16 protein-coding genes and 2 tRNA genes are annotated in these 16,773 nt (G+C 68.5%); 7 read left to right on the top strand and 11 right to left on the bottom strand.

All coding sequences use genetic code 11. The features are described 5' to 3' along the window. Positions 1-13: 13 nt before the first annotated feature. The 6 genes from KV102_RS06780 to gyrB form a co-directional block, all read right to left on the bottom strand. Positions 14-86 (bottom strand) — tRNA-Ala (locus KV102_RS06780). A gap of 32 nt (positions 87-118) precedes the next feature. After that, complete coding sequence (locus KV102_RS06775; protein WP_220342765.1) at positions 119-238, bottom strand: DLW-39 family protein; 120 nt, start codon at positions 236-238, stop codon at positions 119-121. A 27-nt stretch (positions 239-265) separates the two neighbouring features. Next, a tRNA-Ile gene (locus KV102_RS06770) sits at positions 266-340 on the bottom strand. 88 nt (positions 341-428) lie between these two features. After that, on the bottom strand, positions 429-1,076 hold the full coding sequence (locus KV102_RS06765; RefSeq protein WP_308290248.1) for a DUF3566 domain-containing protein: 648 nt from the start codon (positions 1,074-1,076) through the stop codon (positions 429-431). Positions 1,077-1,507: 431 nt separating this feature from the next. Beyond that, on the bottom strand, positions 1,508-4,018 hold the full coding sequence (gene gyrA / locus KV102_RS06760; RefSeq protein WP_374107002.1) for a DNA gyrase subunit A: 2,511 nt from the start codon (positions 4,016-4,018) through the stop codon (positions 1,508-1,510). Between the two features lie 122 nt (positions 4,019-4,140). Next, positions 4,141-6,204 carry a DNA topoisomerase (ATP-hydrolyzing) subunit B gene (gene gyrB, locus KV102_RS06755; protein ID WP_308290247.1) on the bottom strand — a complete coding sequence of 688 codons (2,064 nt, stop codon included), beginning with the start codon at positions 6,202-6,204 and terminating at the stop codon, positions 4,141-4,143. A 324-nt stretch (positions 6,205-6,528) separates the two neighbouring features. On the opposite strand from gyrB, the gene KV102_RS06750 reads away from it, so the two are divergent. Further along, positions 6,529-7,380, top strand: coding sequence for a phosphatase PAP2 family protein (locus KV102_RS06750; RefSeq protein ID WP_220342761.1), 852 nt, complete (start codon positions 6,529-6,531; stop codon positions 7,378-7,380). Between the two features lie 4 nt (positions 7,381-7,384). Here KV102_RS06750 and KV102_RS06745 read toward each other — a convergent pair whose 3' ends face one another. From KV102_RS06745 to dnaA, 5 genes are all read right to left on the bottom strand, one after another. After that, the gene (locus KV102_RS06745) at positions 7,385-7,951 is read right to left on the bottom strand and encodes a DUF721 domain-containing protein (protein WP_220342760.1); all 567 of its coding nucleotides are present in this window, start codon (positions 7,949-7,951) and stop codon (positions 7,385-7,387) included. Further along, positions 7,944-9,086: a DNA replication/repair protein RecF gene (gene recF, locus KV102_RS06740; protein WP_220342759.1), complete on the bottom strand. Its 1,143-nt coding sequence runs from the start codon at positions 9,084-9,086 to the stop codon at positions 7,944-7,946. The genes KV102_RS06745 and recF overlap by 8 nt, the downstream gene beginning before the upstream one ends. A gap of 11 nt (positions 9,087-9,097) precedes the next feature. Continuing rightward, positions 9,098-9,973, bottom strand: coding sequence for a phosphogluconate dehydrogenase (NAD(+)-dependent, decarboxylating) (gene gnd / locus KV102_RS06735; protein ID WP_220345687.1), 876 nt, complete (start codon positions 9,971-9,973; stop codon positions 9,098-9,100). Positions 9,974-10,031: 58 nt separating this feature from the next. Further along, positions 10,032-11,174, bottom strand: a complete 1,143-nt coding sequence (gene dnaN, locus KV102_RS06730; RefSeq protein WP_220342757.1) for a DNA polymerase III subunit beta — start codon at positions 11,172-11,174, stop codon at positions 10,032-10,034. Between the two features lie 466 nt (positions 11,175-11,640). Then, entirely contained in the window at positions 11,641-13,320 is a 1,680-nt protein-coding gene (gene dnaA / locus KV102_RS06725) for a chromosomal replication initiator protein DnaA (protein WP_220342756.1), read from the bottom strand. Between the two features lie 465 nt (positions 13,321-13,785). On the opposite strand from dnaA, the gene rpmH reads away from it, so the two are divergent. From rpmH to rsmG, 6 genes are read left to right on the top strand one after another with little or no spacing between them, the layout of a single operon-like run. After that, positions 13,786-13,923: a 50S ribosomal protein L34 gene (gene rpmH / locus KV102_RS06720; protein WP_220342755.1), complete on the top strand. Its 138-nt coding sequence runs from the start codon at positions 13,786-13,788 to the stop codon at positions 13,921-13,923. Between the two features lie 17 nt (positions 13,924-13,940). Then, positions 13,941-14,315 (top strand): ribonuclease P protein component, encoded by a 375-nt coding sequence (rnpA, locus tag KV102_RS06715; protein ID WP_220345685.1) that lies wholly within the window; start codon positions 13,941-13,943, stop codon positions 14,313-14,315. Next, entirely contained in the window at positions 14,312-14,569 is a 258-nt protein-coding gene (gene yidD / locus KV102_RS06710; protein WP_220342753.1) for a membrane protein insertion efficiency factor YidD, read from the top strand. Before rnpA ends, yidD begins: the two co-directional genes overlap by 4 nt. After that, on the top strand, positions 14,569-15,588 hold the full coding sequence (yidC, locus tag KV102_RS06705; RefSeq protein ID WP_220342752.1) for a membrane protein insertase YidC: 1,020 nt from the start codon (positions 14,569-14,571) through the stop codon (positions 15,586-15,588). The genes yidD and yidC overlap by 1 nt, the downstream gene beginning before the upstream one ends. 32 nt (positions 15,589-15,620) lie before the next feature. After that, positions 15,621-16,121, top strand: a complete 501-nt coding sequence (locus KV102_RS06700; RefSeq protein WP_220342751.1) for a R3H domain-containing nucleic acid-binding protein — start codon at positions 15,621-15,623, stop codon at positions 16,119-16,121. Positions 16,122-16,129: 8 nt separating this feature from the next. Further along, positions 16,130-16,762, top strand: a complete 633-nt coding sequence (gene rsmG / locus KV102_RS06695) for a 16S rRNA (guanine(527)-N(7))-methyltransferase RsmG (protein ID WP_220342750.1) — start codon at positions 16,130-16,132, stop codon at positions 16,760-16,762. Positions 16,763-16,773 lie beyond the last annotated feature (11 nt).

Here is a 16,773-nt window from a genome sequence, read left to right as displayed (position 1 = left end):
GTGTGTTCATGCGTGGAGCTGAGGGGACTCGAACCCCTAACCCCCTGCTTGCAAAGCAGGTGCGCTACCAATTGCGCCACAGCCCCGGTGGCGCGGACGCGTCGCGTCCGGCAGCCGGTCAGACCTTGTCGGTGGCCTCGGCCCAGAGCTGCTGCTCGTTGCGGCCGGCCTTCTTCTTCCGGTTCACCACTGCGAAGAGACCTGCAGCGGCGACGGCGGCGATCACGAGCTTCTTCATCAGACACTCCTCTGGGTGGGGGTCGAGTGGGCCTAACAGGACTTGAACCTGTGACCTCTTCCTTATCAGGGAAGCGCTCTAACCAAGCTGAGCTATAGGCCCTCGGTCTCCGAAGCGGTGAACCGTCGGAGACTTTACCTGGTGGTCGGTCGCCGGCCAAAACCGGGGTCCGTCCCGACCAGGCGTGCGATCAGTCGTCCTCGGCGAGCGTCACCTCGAACCCGCCGAGCAGCTGCGCGGCGAGGTTGTAGAGGAACGCGCCGACGGTCGCGAGCGCGGTGATGAGAACGACGTCGATGGCCGCGATGAGGATCGTCAGACCGATGATGCGGCCGAACCCGACGTACTCACCGATGTCGAACGCGTCGGCGTTGTCGTTGAGCACGGTCGCGACGCTCGAGTTGATGGCGTCCCAGACACCTGCGGCGCCGAGCACGGCCCAGACCAGGGTGACGGCGACGACCGTGACGATGCCCAGCGCGATGGCCAGCGCGAAGGACATCTTCATCACCGACCACGGGTCCACCCGGTGCACCCGCAGGCGTGCCTTGCGGGTCGGTCCGGTCGGCGCCTTCTTCGGCTCGCGCGGAGACTCCTCGTACGGCTTGGGACGACGCTGCTTGCCCGCGGCGTCCGTGCTCGCGGGGACCCCGGAGACGGCGGTCTGCCGCGCGGTCGGTGCCTCGACGGTCGTGGTCTCGGACTCGGCGATCGATCCGGCAGTCGGCACGGGCGCCTTGGTCGCTGCCTGCTTCGCTGACGGGGACGGCGTCGTCGGCCTCGTGGCGCCGTCGGGCGTCGGCTTCGGCGCAGACGGCTGGGTGGTCGGGCCGGTCACGGTGGGTCCGCCCTGGGGGGCGGACTGCTGCGGACGCGGCTCAGGGCGTGACGTAGCTGTCGGTGCCTGCTGGGTCGGTGAAGGCTGAGCCGGTGCCTGCTGGGCCGGCGCGGGCTGCGGCCGTCGTCCTGCCAGTGGCGGGCGCTGCGGCTGCATGCCCTGCCCCTGCCCCTGCCCGTTGCGGCTGGGCGCACCGGCCCCGTCGGGTGTGGTGGATGCCGGAGCAGCGGGCTTCGACGGAGGGGGAGGGGCGGGGGGAGGTGGACTGGACGCTGCCGGCGGCGTGCTGGCGGGCCGTGGCGCCTGGCTTCCCCCGTTCAGGCTTCCCGGCGTGGGCTGAGCGGGGCGCCGCGGACCGCCGTTGGCGGTGCCGCTCTCGGGCGCGCTCGGCCGCGGCCGCTGGGGAGCCGAAGGGTTCGGCTCGCGGTCCGTCATGCTTCCTCCTGGGCGTCGGGGGTGCTGGTCACAGGCTCCGTTGCCTCGACCGGCTCCTCGGCGTCGGACTCCTCGACAGTATCCAACAGTGCGGTGTTCTCCTCGTTGCGAGTGAGGGCCACCACCTCGTCGTCGCCCCTCACCCCGACGAACTTCACGCCCATCGTGTCACGTCCTGTCCTCGTGACGTCAGCCACACGGGACCGGGTGACCTGTCCGCTGGCCTTGATGGCGATGATCTCGTCGTCGTCATCGACCACCAGAGCGCCCACGAGGGAGCCGCGCTCGTCCTGGAGCTTCATGGCCTTGATGCCGAGCCCGCCCCGACCCTGGAGGCGGTACTGCTCGACCGGGGTCTTCTTGGCGTAGCCCCCGTTGGTCGCCGTGAACACGAACTGCGCGCCCTCGTCGGTGCCCGAGCGGATGACCGACATCGACAACAGCTCGTCGCTGTCGCGGAACTTCATGCCGGTGACACCCGACGTCGCGCGGCCCATCGGCCGCAGGGCTTCGTCGTCGGCGGTGAACCGGATGGACTGCGCCCGCCGCGAGAAGAGCACCAGGTCGTCGTCGGGGCTCACCAGCTCGGCGCCGACGAGCTCGTCGTCGGGGTCACGGAAGTTGATGGCGATGACGCCGGCCTGCCGCGGGCTGTTGTAGTCGGCGAGCCGCGTCTTCTTGACCAGGCCGTGCTTGGTCGCGAGGACGAGGTACGGGGACTGGTCGTAGTCGCGGATCGCCAGCACCTGCGCGATCTGCTCGTCGGGCTGGAACTGGAGGAGCCCGGCGACGTGCCCGCCCTTCGCGTCCCGTCCGGCCTCCGGGAGCTGGTAGGCCTTGGCCCGGTAGACGCGACCCGCGGTGGTGAAGAACAGGATCCACTGGTGGGTCGTGGTCGAGAAGAGGTGGTCGACGACATCGTCGCCGCGGAGCGTCGCGCCGCGGACACCCTTGCCGCCGCGCTTCTGGACGCGGTAGAGGTCGGTCTTGGTCCGCTTCACGTAGCCGCCGCGCGTAATCGTGACGACGACGTCCTCGTCAGGGATCAGGTCTTCGACCGACAGGTCGCCGTCGGCGGGGATGATGCGGCTACGGCGCTCGTCGCCGTACTTGTCGACGATGGCCGTGAGCTCCTCGGCCACGATGGAACGCTGACGAAGGACGTTGGCGAGGATGTCCTTGTAGTCGGCGATCTCGGCCTCGATCTCGGCGAGCTCGTCGATGATCTTCTGACGCTCGAGGGCCGCCAGCCGGCGGAGCTGCATGTCGAGGATGGCGCGAGCCTGGATGTCGTCGATGTCGAGCAGGCCGATCAGGCCGGCGCTGGCGTCCTCGGTGGTCTGGCTGGCACGGATCAGCGCGATGACCTCGTCGAGCATGTCGAGCGCCTTGCCCAGGCCACGAAGGACGTGGGCACGCTCCTCGGCCTTGCGGAGGAGGTACTCGGTGCGCCGCCGGATGACCTCGACCTGGTGGTCGATCCAGTTGCTGATGAACTGGTCGAGGGTCAGCGTGCGCGGCACCTCGTCGACCAGCGCGAGCATGTTGGCGGAGAAGTTGCTCTGCAGCTCCGTGTGCTTGTAGAGGTTGTTGAGCACCACCCGGGCGACCGCGTCACGACGGAGCTCGATGACCAGTCGGCGCCCGACCCGCGAGCTCGACTCGTCACGGACGTCGGAGATGCCTTGCACACGGCCCGAGTTCACGAGCTCGGCGATCTTGGTGAGCAGGTTGTCGGGGTTGACCTGGTAGGGGAGCTCCTTGACGACCAGGGAGATCTTGCCCTTGGAGTCCTCTTCGATGTCGACCACAGCCCGCATCGGGACCGACCCGCGACCGGTGCGATAGACGTCCTCGATGCCCTTGGTGCCGACGATCATCGCGTGCGTGGGGAAGTCGGGGCCCTTGATGCGCTCCATCAGCGCCTCGAGGAGCTCCTCGCGCGTCGCGTCCGGGTGCTCGAGAGCCCAGATCGCACCCGCCGCCACCTCGCGCAGGTTGTGCGGTGGGATGTTGGTCGCCATGCCGACCGCGATCCCGGCCGACCCGTTGACGAGCAGGTTGGGGATCCGCGCCGGAAGGACCGTCGGCTCGAGCGAGCGCCCGTCGTAGTTGGGCGTGAAGTCGACGGTCTCCTTCTCGATGTCGCGCACCATCTCCATCGCGATCGGCGCCAGCCGGCACTCGGTGTAGCGCATCGCCGCGGCGTCGTCGTTGCCCGGCGACCCGAAGTTGCCCTGGCCGGCGACCATCGGATAGCGCAGCACCCACGGCTGGGCCAGGCGTACGAGGGTGTCGTAGATCGCGGTGTCACCGTGCGGGTGGTACTGACCCATGACGTCGCCGACGATGCGCGAGCACTTGCTGAAGCCCCGGTCGGGACGGTATCCGCCGTCGTACATCGCGTAGAGCACGCGCCGGTGCACCGGCTTGAGGCCGTCCCGGACGTCGGGCAGCGCACGAGCGACGATGACGCTCATGGCGTAGTCGATGTAGGACCGCTGCATCTCGGTCTGCAGCTCGACGCGCTCGATCCGCTCCGGCGGCGGCGTGGGTGTCTCTGTCACGAAAGCGTTCCTTCGTACGGGTCAGTCTGTGGATTCACGTGAAACGGTGGCGGCGGCGCCGCTCAGATGTCGAGGAACCGGACGTCCTTGGCGTTGCGCTGGATGAACGCACGCCGTTGCTCGACGTCCTCGCCCATCAGCACGGTGAAGATCTCGTCGGCGTTGGCGGCGTCGTCGAGCGTCACCTGGCGCAGGATCCGCTGAGACGGGTCCATCGTGGTCTCCCACAGCTCGTGGTCGTTCATCTCGCCCAGACCCTTGTAGCGCTGGACCGGCGCCTCCTTGGGGAGACGCTTGCCCGCCTGCTTGCCGGCCTCGAGCAGCGCGTCGCGCTCGCGGTCGGAGTAGGCCAGCTCGGCGGGCGAGTTGGACCACTTGATCTTGAACAGGGGCGGCTGCGCGAGATAGACGTAGCCACCGTCGATCAAGGGCTTCATGAAGCGGAACAGCAGCGTGAGCAGCAGCGTCGAGATGTGCTGGCCGTCCACGTCGGCGTCCGCCATCAGCACGATCTTGTGGTAGCGGAGCTTGTCGATGTCGAAGTCGTCGGTGACACCGGTGCCGAGGGCGGAGATGATCGCCTGGACCTCGGCGTTCTGGAGGATCTTGTCGATCCGCGCCTTCTCGACGTTGAGGATCTTGCCGCGCAGCGGCAGGATCGCCTGGATCCGCGGGTCACGGCCACCCTTGGCCGAGCCGCCGGCGGAGTTGCCCTCCACCACGAACAGCTCGCACTCCTCGGGGTTGCGCGAGGAGCAGTCGGCCAGCTTGCCCGGCAGTCCGGCTCCGCCGAGGAGGCTCTTGCGGTTGCGGGCCAGGTCTCGGGCGCGCCGTGCCGCCATCCGTGCCGTCGCCGCGTCGATGCTCTTGCGGACGATCACCTTGCCCTCGGCGGGATTCTGCTCGAACCACGCGCCGAGGTGGTCGTTGGTCACCGTCTGGACGTACGAGCGGGCCTCGGTGTTGCCCAGCTTGGTCTTGGTCTGACCCTCGAACTGCGGCTCGGAGAGCTTCACCGAGATGATCGCCGTGAGGCCCTCGCGGATGTCGTCACCGGAGAGGCGGTCCTCCCGCTTCTTGATGAGGCCCTGGTCCTCGGCGAACTTGTTGACCGTGTAGGTCAACGCCGACCGGAAGCCCTCCTCGTGGGTGCCGCCCTCATGGGTGTTGATCGCGTTGGCAAAGGTGTGGACCGACTCCGAGAAGCTGACGTTCCACTGCATCGCGATCTCGAGGCTGAGACCAACGTCGGGGTTCTCCGACTCGAAGGCGATGACCTCGCGGTTGAGCGGGCTCCGGTTGCCGGTGTTGATGTGGCGGACGTAGTCGATGAGGCCGTCGTCGTAGCGGAAGCGGCGCTCCATGAGGCCCTCGGAGCTCCCGCCCGTCGCGCTGTCCTCGGGCGCGATCTCGCCACCTGCCTCGGCGCTCTGCAGCGCGTCGGCGACGTCACCGGCCGCCGCTCGCTCGTCGCGGACGCGGATCTCCAGACCCTTGTTGAGGAACGCCATCTCCCGGAAGCGGGTCGCGATCGTCTCGAACGAGTAGTCGGTGGTCTCGAAGATCTTGTCGCTGGCGTAGAACGTGATCGTCGTCCCGGTCTCGTCGGTCTCCTCGCCACGCTCGAGCGGCTGGTCCGGCACCCCGTAGCTGAAGGACTGCCTCCAGACGTAGCCCTCACGCTTGACCTCGGCGAACAGCTTGGTCGAGAGGGCGTTGACCACGGAGACACCGACGCCGTGCAGACCCCCGGACACCTTGTATCCGCCGCCACCGAACTTGCCGCCGGCGTGCAGGGAGGTCAGGACCAGCGTCAAGGTGGGGATCTTCTCCACCGGGTGGTCCTTCACCGGGATGCCACGACCGTTGTCGACGACCTTCACGCCGCCGTCGGCGAGCAGCGTGACGTCGATCGTGTCGCAGTAGCCGGCCATGGCCTCGTCGACGGAGTTGTCGACGACCTCTTGGACGAGGTGGTGCAGACCGCGCTCACCGGTGGAGCCGATGTACATGCCCGGGCGCTTGCGGACGGCATCGAGGCCCTCGAGGACCTGGATGTCCGCGGCGTCATAGGAGGATCCCGTAGGTGCAGGGCCGGTCTCGGGGGTACGGATCGACTCGCTCACAGGCGGGTGGCCTCCTTGTTGTCGTGGACTCGCAGACGTCCCGGCACTCACGGCTCGCCTCTCGCGCGAGAGGCAGGAACGCAACCTCTCTAGTGTAGCCGGTACAAGGCGTCGTACGAGCATCCTCGGTGCGGGATCGGGGTCAGCCCGTCCGCCCGATGTGCCCTGAGAGGCCGCAGACGGCGGGTGTGGCCGATCAACACCCCACGAACGATGGCCCCCATCCGCCCCGGCCCTCCTCGCGCACGCTCAGAGCCGCTCACGGCATCCGAAGGAGGGTGACGGGTGTCGTCCCCGGTTGACCGATGAGGCAAGGTTGGTGTCATGGCATCGCCGACGATCTCGCGTGCCCCTTCTGCAGGGCGCGCACCAGGGCGCGCGAAGACGGTCGCCGCCGCTCTCTGCCTGCTCACGCTCTCGTTCGGCGCCCTCGTCGTCACCGTGTCCTATCTCCTCGACGCCCGCGAGGGCCAGCGCGTCGACCAGGCGGCGATGGACGCCGTCTACGCCCGTCGCGACGCCCTCGACCAGCTCCTCTCCGTGCTGGGATACCTGTCGATCGGCACGATGGCGACGGCCATCGTGGTGCTCGTCTCGATGGCCGCGCTGAGGCAGCGGTTCGCCGCGGCCGTGGGGGCCGTCGCCGTCGTGGCAGCTGCCAACATCACGACCCAGGTGCTCAAGCGGGTCGTTCTCGACCGCCCGGACCACGGCTACGGATGGCACGTGAACAGCCTGCCGAGCGGCCACACCACAGCCGCGGTCTCGCTGGTGGTAGCCGCTTTGCTCGTCGCACCGCTGGCCCTCCGTGGGCTCGTCGTGCTCGTCGGCACCGGAGCGATCGTCCTCACCGGGGTCTCCACCGTGGTCGCCGGCTGGCACCGGCCCTCCGACGTGCTCGCGGCGCTGGCTGTCGGTCTGTTCTGGGGGGCGGCGGTCGTTCTCGTGCTGGCGCTGCGCAGGGCCGGGCCGTCGTCGGGGACGACCGTCGGCTCGCTGTTCTTCGCGCTGGTCGGGGCGGCCGTGGCGGGCGCCGTCCTCCTCGGCCTCGGCGTGCGCCCGTACGGCGGCTGGTCGGGCGTCGCTCCGGCCGCGCTCGTGATGGCGCTGATCGGCGTCGCGACGGCCTTGTCGATCGCCGTCTTCGCCAGGATCTCGTCGGTCTTCGCCCGCTGAGGCCTCACCCGTACGTGTCGCGCGGGCCGCGCCCGCGGACCCGCAGCGCGCCCTTGCCCCAGCTCGGTCCCTGCGGACCGCGGACGTTGATGCGGACGACGGTGCCGTGCCCGAGGCGCTCGTTGAGCCTGCCCACGACGTTCGGGGCGAGCAGCCGCAGCTGTGTCGCCCACGCCGTCGAGTCGGCCTGGACCCAGAGCTGGCCGTCCTCGTACCGGTCGGGGCGACAGTGCTCGGCGATCTCCGCGCCGACGATCTCCGCCCACCGTCCGAACAGCCCGTGGACGGCGACCTCGGTGTCCCACCCGTGCTCGCTGACCAACCGGTCGAGGGTCGACTCGAGCAGCTGAGGGTCCCGGTCGTCGGGGTGCGCACCCGACGCGCTCGGCGGGCGACGCGGCCGGCGGCGTGGACCTCCGCGGCCGCCTCGCGGTGCTGCGGGGCCGACGGAACGGTAGGCGCGCGCGATGCTCCGGGCCAGCTCGATGCCGTCGGCCTGGTGCTCCTCGCCGCCCGGCGTCTCGGCACCGCCACCCGTGGCGGTGCGCTCCGCCTCGTCGTCGTCAGCCATCCGTCGTCCCCTCCACCGGAACCACCTTGCCCGACGCCACCTCGTAGCGATGCCCACGCAGGCCCACCGGCACGTCGTCGGCGACGGCCGCCGTCACCAGCACCTGCTCGGCACCGGTGACCCGTGCCGCGAGATGAGAGCGCCGGTCGCGGTCGAGCTCGGCGAACACGTCGTCGAGGATCAGGATCGGATCGTCGCCGTCGGCGCGCAACAGGTCGTACGACGCGAGGCGCAGCGCGAGGGCGTACGACCACGACTCCCCGTGGCTGGCGTATCCCTTCGCCGGCAGGTCGCCCAGCGACAGCACGACGTCGTCGCGGTGGGGTCCGACCAGGCTCACACCGCGCTCGATCTCGTCGCGTCGCCGCTCGCGCATCTGCTCCGACATGGCGACCCGCAGCACCTCACGGTCGCGGGTGTCCGGCAGCTCGAAGGACGGCTTGTACGCGGCGGCCGCGGTCGTACGCTCGGCCGCGGCCGACGCGGCGACGTCGCGGTAGGCCTCTCCCAGGTATGGAGCCAGCTCGTCGAGCAGGGCGAGGCGAGCGGCGAGGAGCTCACCGCCGTACGTGGCGAGCTGGTCGTCCCAGACGTCGAGCGTCTCGAGACCGCGGCCGTGTCCGGAACGGCGCGCGCTCTTGAGCAGGGAGTTGCGCTGGCGCAGCGCGCGGTCGTAGTCGGCCCGCACCCCGGCGAAGCGCGGCGATCGGAGCACGAGGAGCGCGTCGAGGAATTGCCGCCGGTCGCTCGGGTCTCCTTTGACCAGGCGGAGGTCCTCAGGGGAGAAGACCACCGAGCGGAGCCAGCCGAGGAGGTCGCGTGGGCGAGGGAGGGGACCACGGTTGACCCGAGCCCGGTTGGAGCGGCCCGGGGTGATCTCGATCTCGAGGAGAGCCGACCGGTCGTCCCGGACGACCGACGCTCGCACGACCGCGCGCTCGGCGCCGACACGGACCAACGGAGCGTCGGCGGCGACGCGGTGAGAGCCGAGCGTCGCCAGATAGTCGATGGCCTCGACCAGGTTGGTCTTGCCCTGTCCGTTGGCGCCGATGAACGCGCTGGCACCGGGTTCGAGAGGGAGCTCGAGCTCGGGGTAGGAGCGGAAGTCGTGGAGCGAGAGGTGGGTGACGTGCACAGTGTGGCCGGCTACTCCGACTTCACCGCGTGTCCGCCGAACTGGTTGCGCATCGCGGCGACCGCCTTCATCGAAGGGGAGTCGTCCTGTCGCGAGACGAACCGTGCGAACAACGAGGCGGCGATCGCCGGCGTCGGCACCGCGTTGTCGATGGCGGCCTCGACGGTCCAGCGTCCCTCGCCGGAGTCCTCGGCGTAGCCACGGATGTTGGTGAGACCGGGGTCGTCCTCCAACGCCTTGACGAGCAGGTCGAGCAACCACGAGCGGACCACCGTCCCCTCGCGCCACGACGCGAACACCTCGGTGACGTCCTCGACGAGGTCGACCTTGTCGAGCAGCTCGTAGCCCTCGGCGTAGGCCTGCATCATCGCGTACTCGATGCCGTTGTGGACCATCTTGGCGAAGTGACCGGCGCCCACACCGCCGGCGCGGACGTAGCCCGTGGTGGGGCTCGGCCGCAGCGCCTCCAAGGCCGGTGCCACCTTGGCGATGTCGTCGGGAGAGCCGCCGACCATGAGGGCGTACCCCTCCTCAAGACCCCACACCCCGCCGCTCACGCCACAGTCGACGAAGCCGATCCCCTTCTCGGCCAGCTCCGCAGCGTGGCGGAGGTCGTCGGTCCAGCGGGAGTTGCCACCGTCGACGACCACGTCGCCCTCGCCGAGCAGGTCGCGGAGCTGAGCGACCGTCTCGTGCGTCGGGTCGCCCGCGGGGACCATGACCCAGACCACCCGCGGCGACGCCAGGGCGTCGACGAGCGCGCCCAGCGAGGCGACGTCACCGAGCTGCGGGTTGCGGTCGTACCCGACGACCTCGATCCCAGACCGGCGCATGCGCTCACGCATGTTGCCACCCATCTTGCCGAGACCGACCAGTCCGATGTCCATGGCACTCCTTGGAGTCGTGTCGAGCGGGATCCTGCGGAGAAGGGGTCCGTGGAGGCGATCAGCCAGGCAGGCGCATCGGCATGATGAGGTACCTGAAGGACATGTTGGGCTCCCCGCCCAGCTCCTGCACGCCGGCGAGCGTCGCGGGGCGGCTGGCCTGGGTGAAGGCCAGGTGGACGGCGGGCTCGGTCATCACCAGGAGTCCCTCGAGCAGGAACGTCGGGTTGAAGCCGACCACGATGTCGTCGCCCTCCACCCGCGCCTCGAGCGTCTCCTGTGCCTGAGCGTCGTCGCCGCTGCCCGACTCGAGCAGGACCTGGTTGTCGGAGAACGTCAACCGGACCGGCGTGTTGCGCTCGGCGACCAGCGACACGCGGCGGACGGCGTCGATGAGCTCCTGGCGGTCGACGAAGGCGACCGTCTGAGCATTGGCAGCGAACAGCTGGCGGACCTTGGGGAACTCGCCCTCGAGCATCCGGGTGGTGGTGCGTCGTGTGCCGGAGATCGTCGAGCCCTCGAACCCGATGAGGCCGGGGCCCTGCTCTCCGGTCGCGACCGCCATCGTCAGCTCGCCGCCGGAGGTGAACGACTTCGCGATGTCGGAGAGCGAGCGGGCCGGCACCACCGCGGTCGCGGAGGTGTCGGGGTTCTCCGGGAACCATGAGAGCTCGCGGAGGCTGGCTCGGAAGCGGTCGGTCGCGAGCAGCGAGATCGACGAGCCCTCGAGCTCGATCCGGACGCCGGTGAGGAGCTGGAGGACGTCGTCGCGGCCGGCCGCGGCGACGGCCTGTGCGACGGCGGTCGCGAAGTCGTCCGAGCTGACCGTGCCCGACGACGTCGGCATCGCAGGAAGCTGCGGGTAGTCCTCCACCGGCATCGTCTGGAGGCTGAAACGGCTGCTGCCGCACACGACCGAGACCTTCGTGCCATCGACCGCCACGTCGACGGGACGCGACGGCAGGGACTTGCAGATGTCGGCGAGGAGCCGACCGGAGACCAAGGCGCGTCCGTCGTCGGCGACGTCCGCGTCGACGGTCGAGCGGGCCGAGGTCTCGTAGTCGAATCCCGACAGCGCGATGCCGCCGTCGGTGCTCTCGACCATGATCCCGGCGAGCACCGGGACGGTCGGACGAGTCGGCAGGCTCCGTGCCGTCCAGGCCACTGCGTCGGCCAAGGCGTCGCGGTCGATGCGGAACTTCACAGCGATGTGCCTCCGGACGGGTGGGTCGGCCGCGACTGCGGCCGGGGAATGACATGTTTCCTGGAATCCTGCCACGGCTCCGGCTCGGGCGACTACTCAGGGATCTTGTGATTCGTCATCCCCAGGTCTGGGCTGTGGATGACTTCGAACGAACGAGGGGAGATTGTTCTTCTCGTGTTAGTCGTAGGGGGTGTGCACAACGTGGACAACTGTCATCCCTGCAGGTCAGCAGCGAGGTTGGCCTGCGCGGACGTTGTGGACGACGGCCGTACGAGCTGTGCGGGCCCGTGGACGATGGTTGAGGGATCCCCAGGTCGCACACCGCTCACGTGCCGCCTGTGGACAGAACAACGGGTTTATCCCCAGGGGTATCCCCAGATGTGGGTACTGGAAATAACCCAAAAAAGGGCCGGTACGAGGTGTCGTACCGGCCCTTGTCCGCAAGATGCAAGCGTCCTCGAGGCACTCAGCCAGCCTGGCGAGCCTGCTGCTTGATGCGGTTGGTGAGCTCCGTGACGTGGTTGAAGACGGTGCGGCGCTCCGCCATCAGCGTGCGGATCTTGCGGTCGGCGTGCATGACGGTCGTGTGGTCGCGCCCACCGAAGTGCTGGCCGATCTTGGGGAGCGAGAGCTCGGTCAGCTCTCGGCAGAGGTACATCGCGATCTGTCGCGCCTGGACGAGGCCGCGGGACCGACTAGCTCCGCAGAGCTCCTCGATCGAGTACTCGAGGTAGGCCGAGGTCTGAGCGATGATCAGGCCCGCCGTGATCTCCGGCTCACCCCCGTCGGGGATCAGGTCCTTGAGCACGATCTCCGCGAGCGTCAGATCGACGGCCTGGTGGTTGAGGCTGGCGAACGCCGTGGCGCGGATCAGGGCACCCTCGAGCTCACGGATGTTGGTCTGGATCCGGCTCGCGATGAACTCCAGGACCTCGGGCGGGACGGTGAGCTTCTCGATCTCTGCCTTCTTGCTCAGGATCGCGATGCGCGTCTCGAGGTCCGGAGGCTGGACGTCCGTCGTCAGACCCCACTCGAACCGGCTGCGGAGGCGGTCCTCGAGGGACTCGAGACCACGCGGAGGACGGTCGGAGGTGATGACGATCTGCTTGTTGGACCCGTGGAGCGTGTTGAAGGTGTGGAAGAACTCTTCCTGGGTCTGGATCTTGCCCTCGAGGAACTGGATGTCGTCGATGAGAAGGACGTCGGTGTCTCGGTAGCGACGCTGCAACGCGGGCATCCGGTCGTCACGGATGGCGTTGATGAAGTCGTTGGTGAACTCCTCGGTGCTGACGTAGCGCACCCGGGCGTTGGCATAGAGGCTGCGCACGTAGTGGCCGATGGCGTGCAGGAGGTGAGTCTTGCCCAGGCCGGACTCGCCATAGATCATCAGCGGGTTGTAGGCGCGTCCCGGCGCCTCGGCGACAGCGACGGCGGCCGCGTGCGCGAACCGGTTGGAGGAGCCGATCACGAAGTTCTCGAAGTGGTAGCGCGGGTTGAGGCGGGTCTCTGCTGCGCGGACGTGCTGCGGCGGGCGGGCACGGCTCGTCGTCGGGACGAAGGCCGGCGTCGCGCCGCGGGTCGGGTCGTCGTCGGCCGGGGCAGGCTCTCGGTGGGGAGGTTCACGTCGTTGCGGCTCGTCACGAGCCAGGTCTCGGTCGCGAGCCAGGTCTCGGTCGTAGGACTGGTCGCGGTACGGGGGCGCTGAGGAGCGTGGACCGCCGTGAGTGCTGTGGCCGCCGAACTGGCCGTCCCCGGTGACCCTGTCGGCCGAGCCCACCCTGTCGGACTCCGGATCGCCTTCTCGACTTGTCGACAAATCGATGTCGGGCTCCGAGTCGTTCTCGTCGAACCGGTTGCCTGCAGGGAGGACGTTCGGGTCGACCGTCACGGCGATCCGGATCGGCCGGCCGAACGAGTCGGACAGCGCCTGCTCGAGCTGGGGGCGCAGACGGGCCTCCATCTGCGTGCGGGTGAAGTCGTTGGGTACGCCGACGAGCAGGGTGTTCTCGTGGAGCGTGATGGGCACCGAGCTGGTCACCCACGCCCGCGTCGTGACCGGGAGCACCTCGGTGATCGCGTTCCACCGTTGGTGCAGAGTGGCGCCGTCGAGCCGATCAGTGCTGCCGGGCTGTTGCTCATCGTCCATGTTGGCCCCAATCTCCGGCTCCGTGACGGAACAGGCGTCCACATAGTTATCCACAATGTGTGGACTTACTGGTCCCAGCGCTGAGATCCCCGTCATCTCAGCGCTTTCTGGGTATCCGTGGGTCGCGACGTACCCTGTGGATACCGGTGGTCCCCGGGACGCTAACAGCCCGAGAGAGTCACCGACACCCGATTGTCCACAGGGTCCAGGACATCCCGCAACCCGGGGTTCCGGCGTGGCACCTGGACGTGGGGGTGGTCACGGGTGTAGGCCGGTTTGACCCGCTGTGGAGGGACCGCGTACCGTGGTGAGGTCGACCGTATCGACACCTGCCGCATGCCTACGTACGGACAGTCACTGTCCACCTACGTGGGCGGGCGGTGGCCGTCGAACCGGCACATCTCTGACGCCCAGTACCCGATGACCGCGAGCGTTGCGGTCCGAGACACGATGGGGAGCACTCCCGTGACCAAGCGCACCTTCCAGCCGAACAACCGCCGCCGCGCGCGCAAGCATGGCTTCCGCCTGCGTATGCGCACCCGCGCCGGCCGCGCGATCCTGGCGGACCGTCGCCGCAAGGGCCGCGAGCGTCTGTCGGCCTGAGCCGTGCTGGTAGTCCGGTGCTGAGCTCGCGGCACCGACTCCGTACGAGCGACGACATCCGAACAACGATGAGGCGAGGACGTCGTGCGGGATCCCGCACGGTCCTCGCCCACGTTCGTTTCGGGGCTCGTTCTCCTCAGGAGCCGGTGCGCGTGGCATTCGTGGTCGGCAAGCAGGTCGGCGACGCAGTGACCCGCAACACGGTCAAGCGGCGCCTGCGGGGAGTCGTCGCTGCTCGTCTCGCCGACATCCCCGGAGGCACCGACCTCGTCCTCCGGGCACTGCCGGCCTCTGCCCGGAAGTCGAGCGCCGAGCTCGGTTCGGACGTCGACAAGGCTTTCGGCAGGCTGTCGGGCGCTTCCGCCTCCTCGACGCCGGTGGCCCTGTCATGAAGCCCGTACTCGTTGCCCTCCTGAAGGCCTACCGCTTCGCGATCAGTCCGATGTACGGGCAGGTCTGCCGGTACTATCCTTCCTGCTCGGCCTACGCACTCACCGCGGTCGAGGAGCACGGCGCACTTCGAGGCAGCTGGATGGCTGCCCGACGTGTCGCCCGTTGCCATCCTTGGGCGGCCGGTGGCTACGATCCCGTTCCCCCACGATCCGCATCCGCCGGATCATCCGCGACTCCATCCCGAGGGGTTTGATGTTCTCCGCCATCGGCGACTTCTTCGACGCCATCATGCAGGTGCTCTACTACCCGGTCTCCGCGATCATGGTGGGTTGGCACTGGTTGTTCACCAAGATCGGCATGGACACGGACTCGGGGTGGACCTGGGCGCTGTCCATCATCGGGCTCACCGTGACGATCCGGATGCTCTTGATCCCGCTGTTCGTCAAGCAGATCAAGGCCAGCCGCAACATGCAGATCTTGCAGCCCAAGATCCGCGAGCTCCAGAAGAAGTACGGGCACGACCGGGAGCGCATGGCCCAGGAGCAGATGAAGCTGTTCCGCGAGGCCAAGACGAACCCGTTCGCGTCGTGCCTGCCGCTGATCCTGCAGATGCCGATCTTCTTCGCGTTGTTCCGGGTGATCAACGGCGCGGCCGGCGGCAAGACGTACGGCGTTCTGAGTCAGGATCAGGCCGACTCCATCCGCGAGGCGACCTTCCTGGGCGTCCAGATCGCGAGCCGTTTCACCGACGACAGCGTGCACGTCAAGATCGTCTGCGCGGTGCTCGTCGTGCTGATGACCGCATCGACGTTCCTCACTCAGCGTCAGCTGATGTCCAAGAACATGCCTGCGGATGCGCTCACCGGCCCGTACGCCCAGCAGCAGAAGCTCCTCCTCTACGTCCTTCCCTTTGTCTTCGCGATCAGCGGTGTCGCGTTCCCGGTCGGCGTTCTCATCTACTGGACGACCTCGAACGCGTGGACGATGGGCCAGCAGTTCTATGTGATCCGCAACAACCCGGCTCCGGGCACCCCGGCCTTCGAGGCCAAGCAGCAGCGCGACACCAAGCGCGGCAAGGTGGTCGAGGTCGAGCCCGAGGCTCCCGTCGCCGAGGAGAAGCCGGGTCCGCGGCGCCAGCAGCCGAAGAAGCAGTCGCGCGAGCAGCGCAAGAAGGGAAGCGGTCCCCGCGGCGAGAGCCGTCCGGGCGACGCTTCGCGGGGTGACGAGAGTGCGCCGGGCGAAGAGTCCGGGCAGGGAGGTGTGACGTCGTGACAGACACGTCGCGAGAGACCGAAGCAGTGGACATGGCGACCGACCCGACGGGTGACGAGCCGTCGCGAAGCAAGCGGCTCGAGCGTCTCGAGAACGAGGGCGACATCGCAGCCGACTTCCTTGAGGAGCTCCTCGACATCGCCGATCTCGACGGCGACCTGGACATGGACGTTGAAGGCAATCGGGCTTCCGTCTCCATCGTCGGGGGAGACCTGGGTATGCTCGTCGGACGGGATGGAGAGGTCCTCGAGGCCCTCCAGGAGCTGGTCCGGCTGGCCGTGCTGCGTGAGACTGGCGAGCGCAGCCGTCTGATGCTCGACGTCGAGGGATTCCGCGCGAAGCGCCGCGAGGAGCTGCAGCAGATTGCGGAGTCGGCGATCGCTTCGGTGCGGGAGTCTGGCGAGCCGGCACGGCTCGCGCCGATGTCGCCGTTCGAGCGCAAGGTCGTGCACGACGCCGTGGCGGCTGCAGGGCTCGTGAGCGAGTCCGAGGGCGAGGAGCCCGAGCGACGCGTCGTCATCCTGGCTGACTGACGGTGCAGATGGATGTTTCACGTGGAACATCGCCCCCCGACGCGGCCCGGATCATCTTCGGTGACCGCGTCGAGGTGGTGTCTGCCTATGTCGACATGCTCTCTGACGCCGGTGTCGTCCGCGGTCTGATCGGCCCACGGGAGGTTCCGCGTCTTTGGGAGCGCCACATCCTCAACTGCGGTGTGGTCGCGCCCGCTCTCCCCGCCGGCGCCAGCGTGGCCGACATCGGGAGCGGGGCGGGACTGCCGGGCATGGTCTGGGCGATCGCCCGGCCCGACGTCGCGATGACGCTCATCGAGCCGCTCCTTCGCCGGACGAGCTTCCTCGAGGAGGTCGCCTCCGACCTCGGTGTGGACAACGTGACAGTTCTTCGTTCTCGCGCTGAGGACGTCCGTACGCAGTACGACATCGTGACGTCTCGCGCGGTGGCGGCTCTCGACAAGCTGGCCAGGTGGTCGCTGCCACTGGTCCGACCGGGCGGCCAGATGTGGGCGATCAAGGGATCGTCGGCTGCTGAGGAGATCCGTGAGGCACAGTCCACAGTCCGCGCGGCGAAGGGGACAAATGCGCGAGTCACCACGTACGGTGAGGGAGTCGTCGACACTCCCACGACGATGGTGATGATCGACAAGGTGGGCTGAATGCAGGACAA

This window comes from Mumia sp. zg.B53 (genome assembly GCF_019550935.1).
In the GTDB taxonomy this organism is placed as follows: Bacteria; Actinomycetota; Actinomycetes; order Propionibacteriales; family Nocardioidaceae; genus Mumia.
The sequence above is the reverse complement of the archived record's forward strand: the minus strand, read 5'-3'. Positions and strand labels throughout refer to the sequence as shown.

Bases quoted from the DNA above. Each gene is read 5' to 3' on its own strand.
- rsmG (WP_220342750.1), top strand. From the start codon at position 16,130: ATGGATGTTTCACGTGGAACATCGCCCCCCGACGCGGCCCGGATCATC.
- KV102_RS06750 (WP_220342761.1), top strand. From the start codon at position 6,529: ATGGCATCGCCGACGATCTCGCGTGCCCCTTCTGCAGGGCGCGCACCA.
- gyrA (WP_374107002.1), bottom strand. From the start codon at position 4,018: ATGCAGCGGTCCTACATCGACTACGCCATGAGCGTCATCGTCGCTCGT.
- KV102_RS06775 (WP_220342765.1), bottom strand. From the start codon at position 238: ATGAAGAAGCTCGTGATCGCCGCCGTCGCCGCTGCAGGTCTCTTCGCA.
- yidD (WP_220342753.1), top strand. From the start codon at position 14,312: ATGAAGCCCGTACTCGTTGCCCTCCTGAAGGCCTACCGCTTCGCGATC.
- dnaA (WP_220342756.1), bottom strand. From the start codon at position 13,320: ATGGACGATGAGCAACAGCCCGGCAGCACTGATCGGCTCGACGGCGCC.
- gnd (WP_220345687.1), bottom strand. From the start codon at position 9,973: ATGGACATCGGACTGGTCGGTCTCGGCAAGATGGGTGGCAACATGCGT.
- yidC (WP_220342752.1), top strand. From the start codon at position 14,569: ATGTTCTCCGCCATCGGCGACTTCTTCGACGCCATCATGCAGGTGCTC.
- KV102_RS06745 (WP_220342760.1), bottom strand. From the start codon at position 7,951: ATGGCTGACGACGACGAGGCGGAGCGCACCGCCACGGGTGGCGGTGCC.
- KV102_RS06700 (WP_220342751.1), top strand. From the start codon at position 15,621: ATGGCGACCGACCCGACGGGTGACGAGCCGTCGCGAAGCAAGCGGCTC.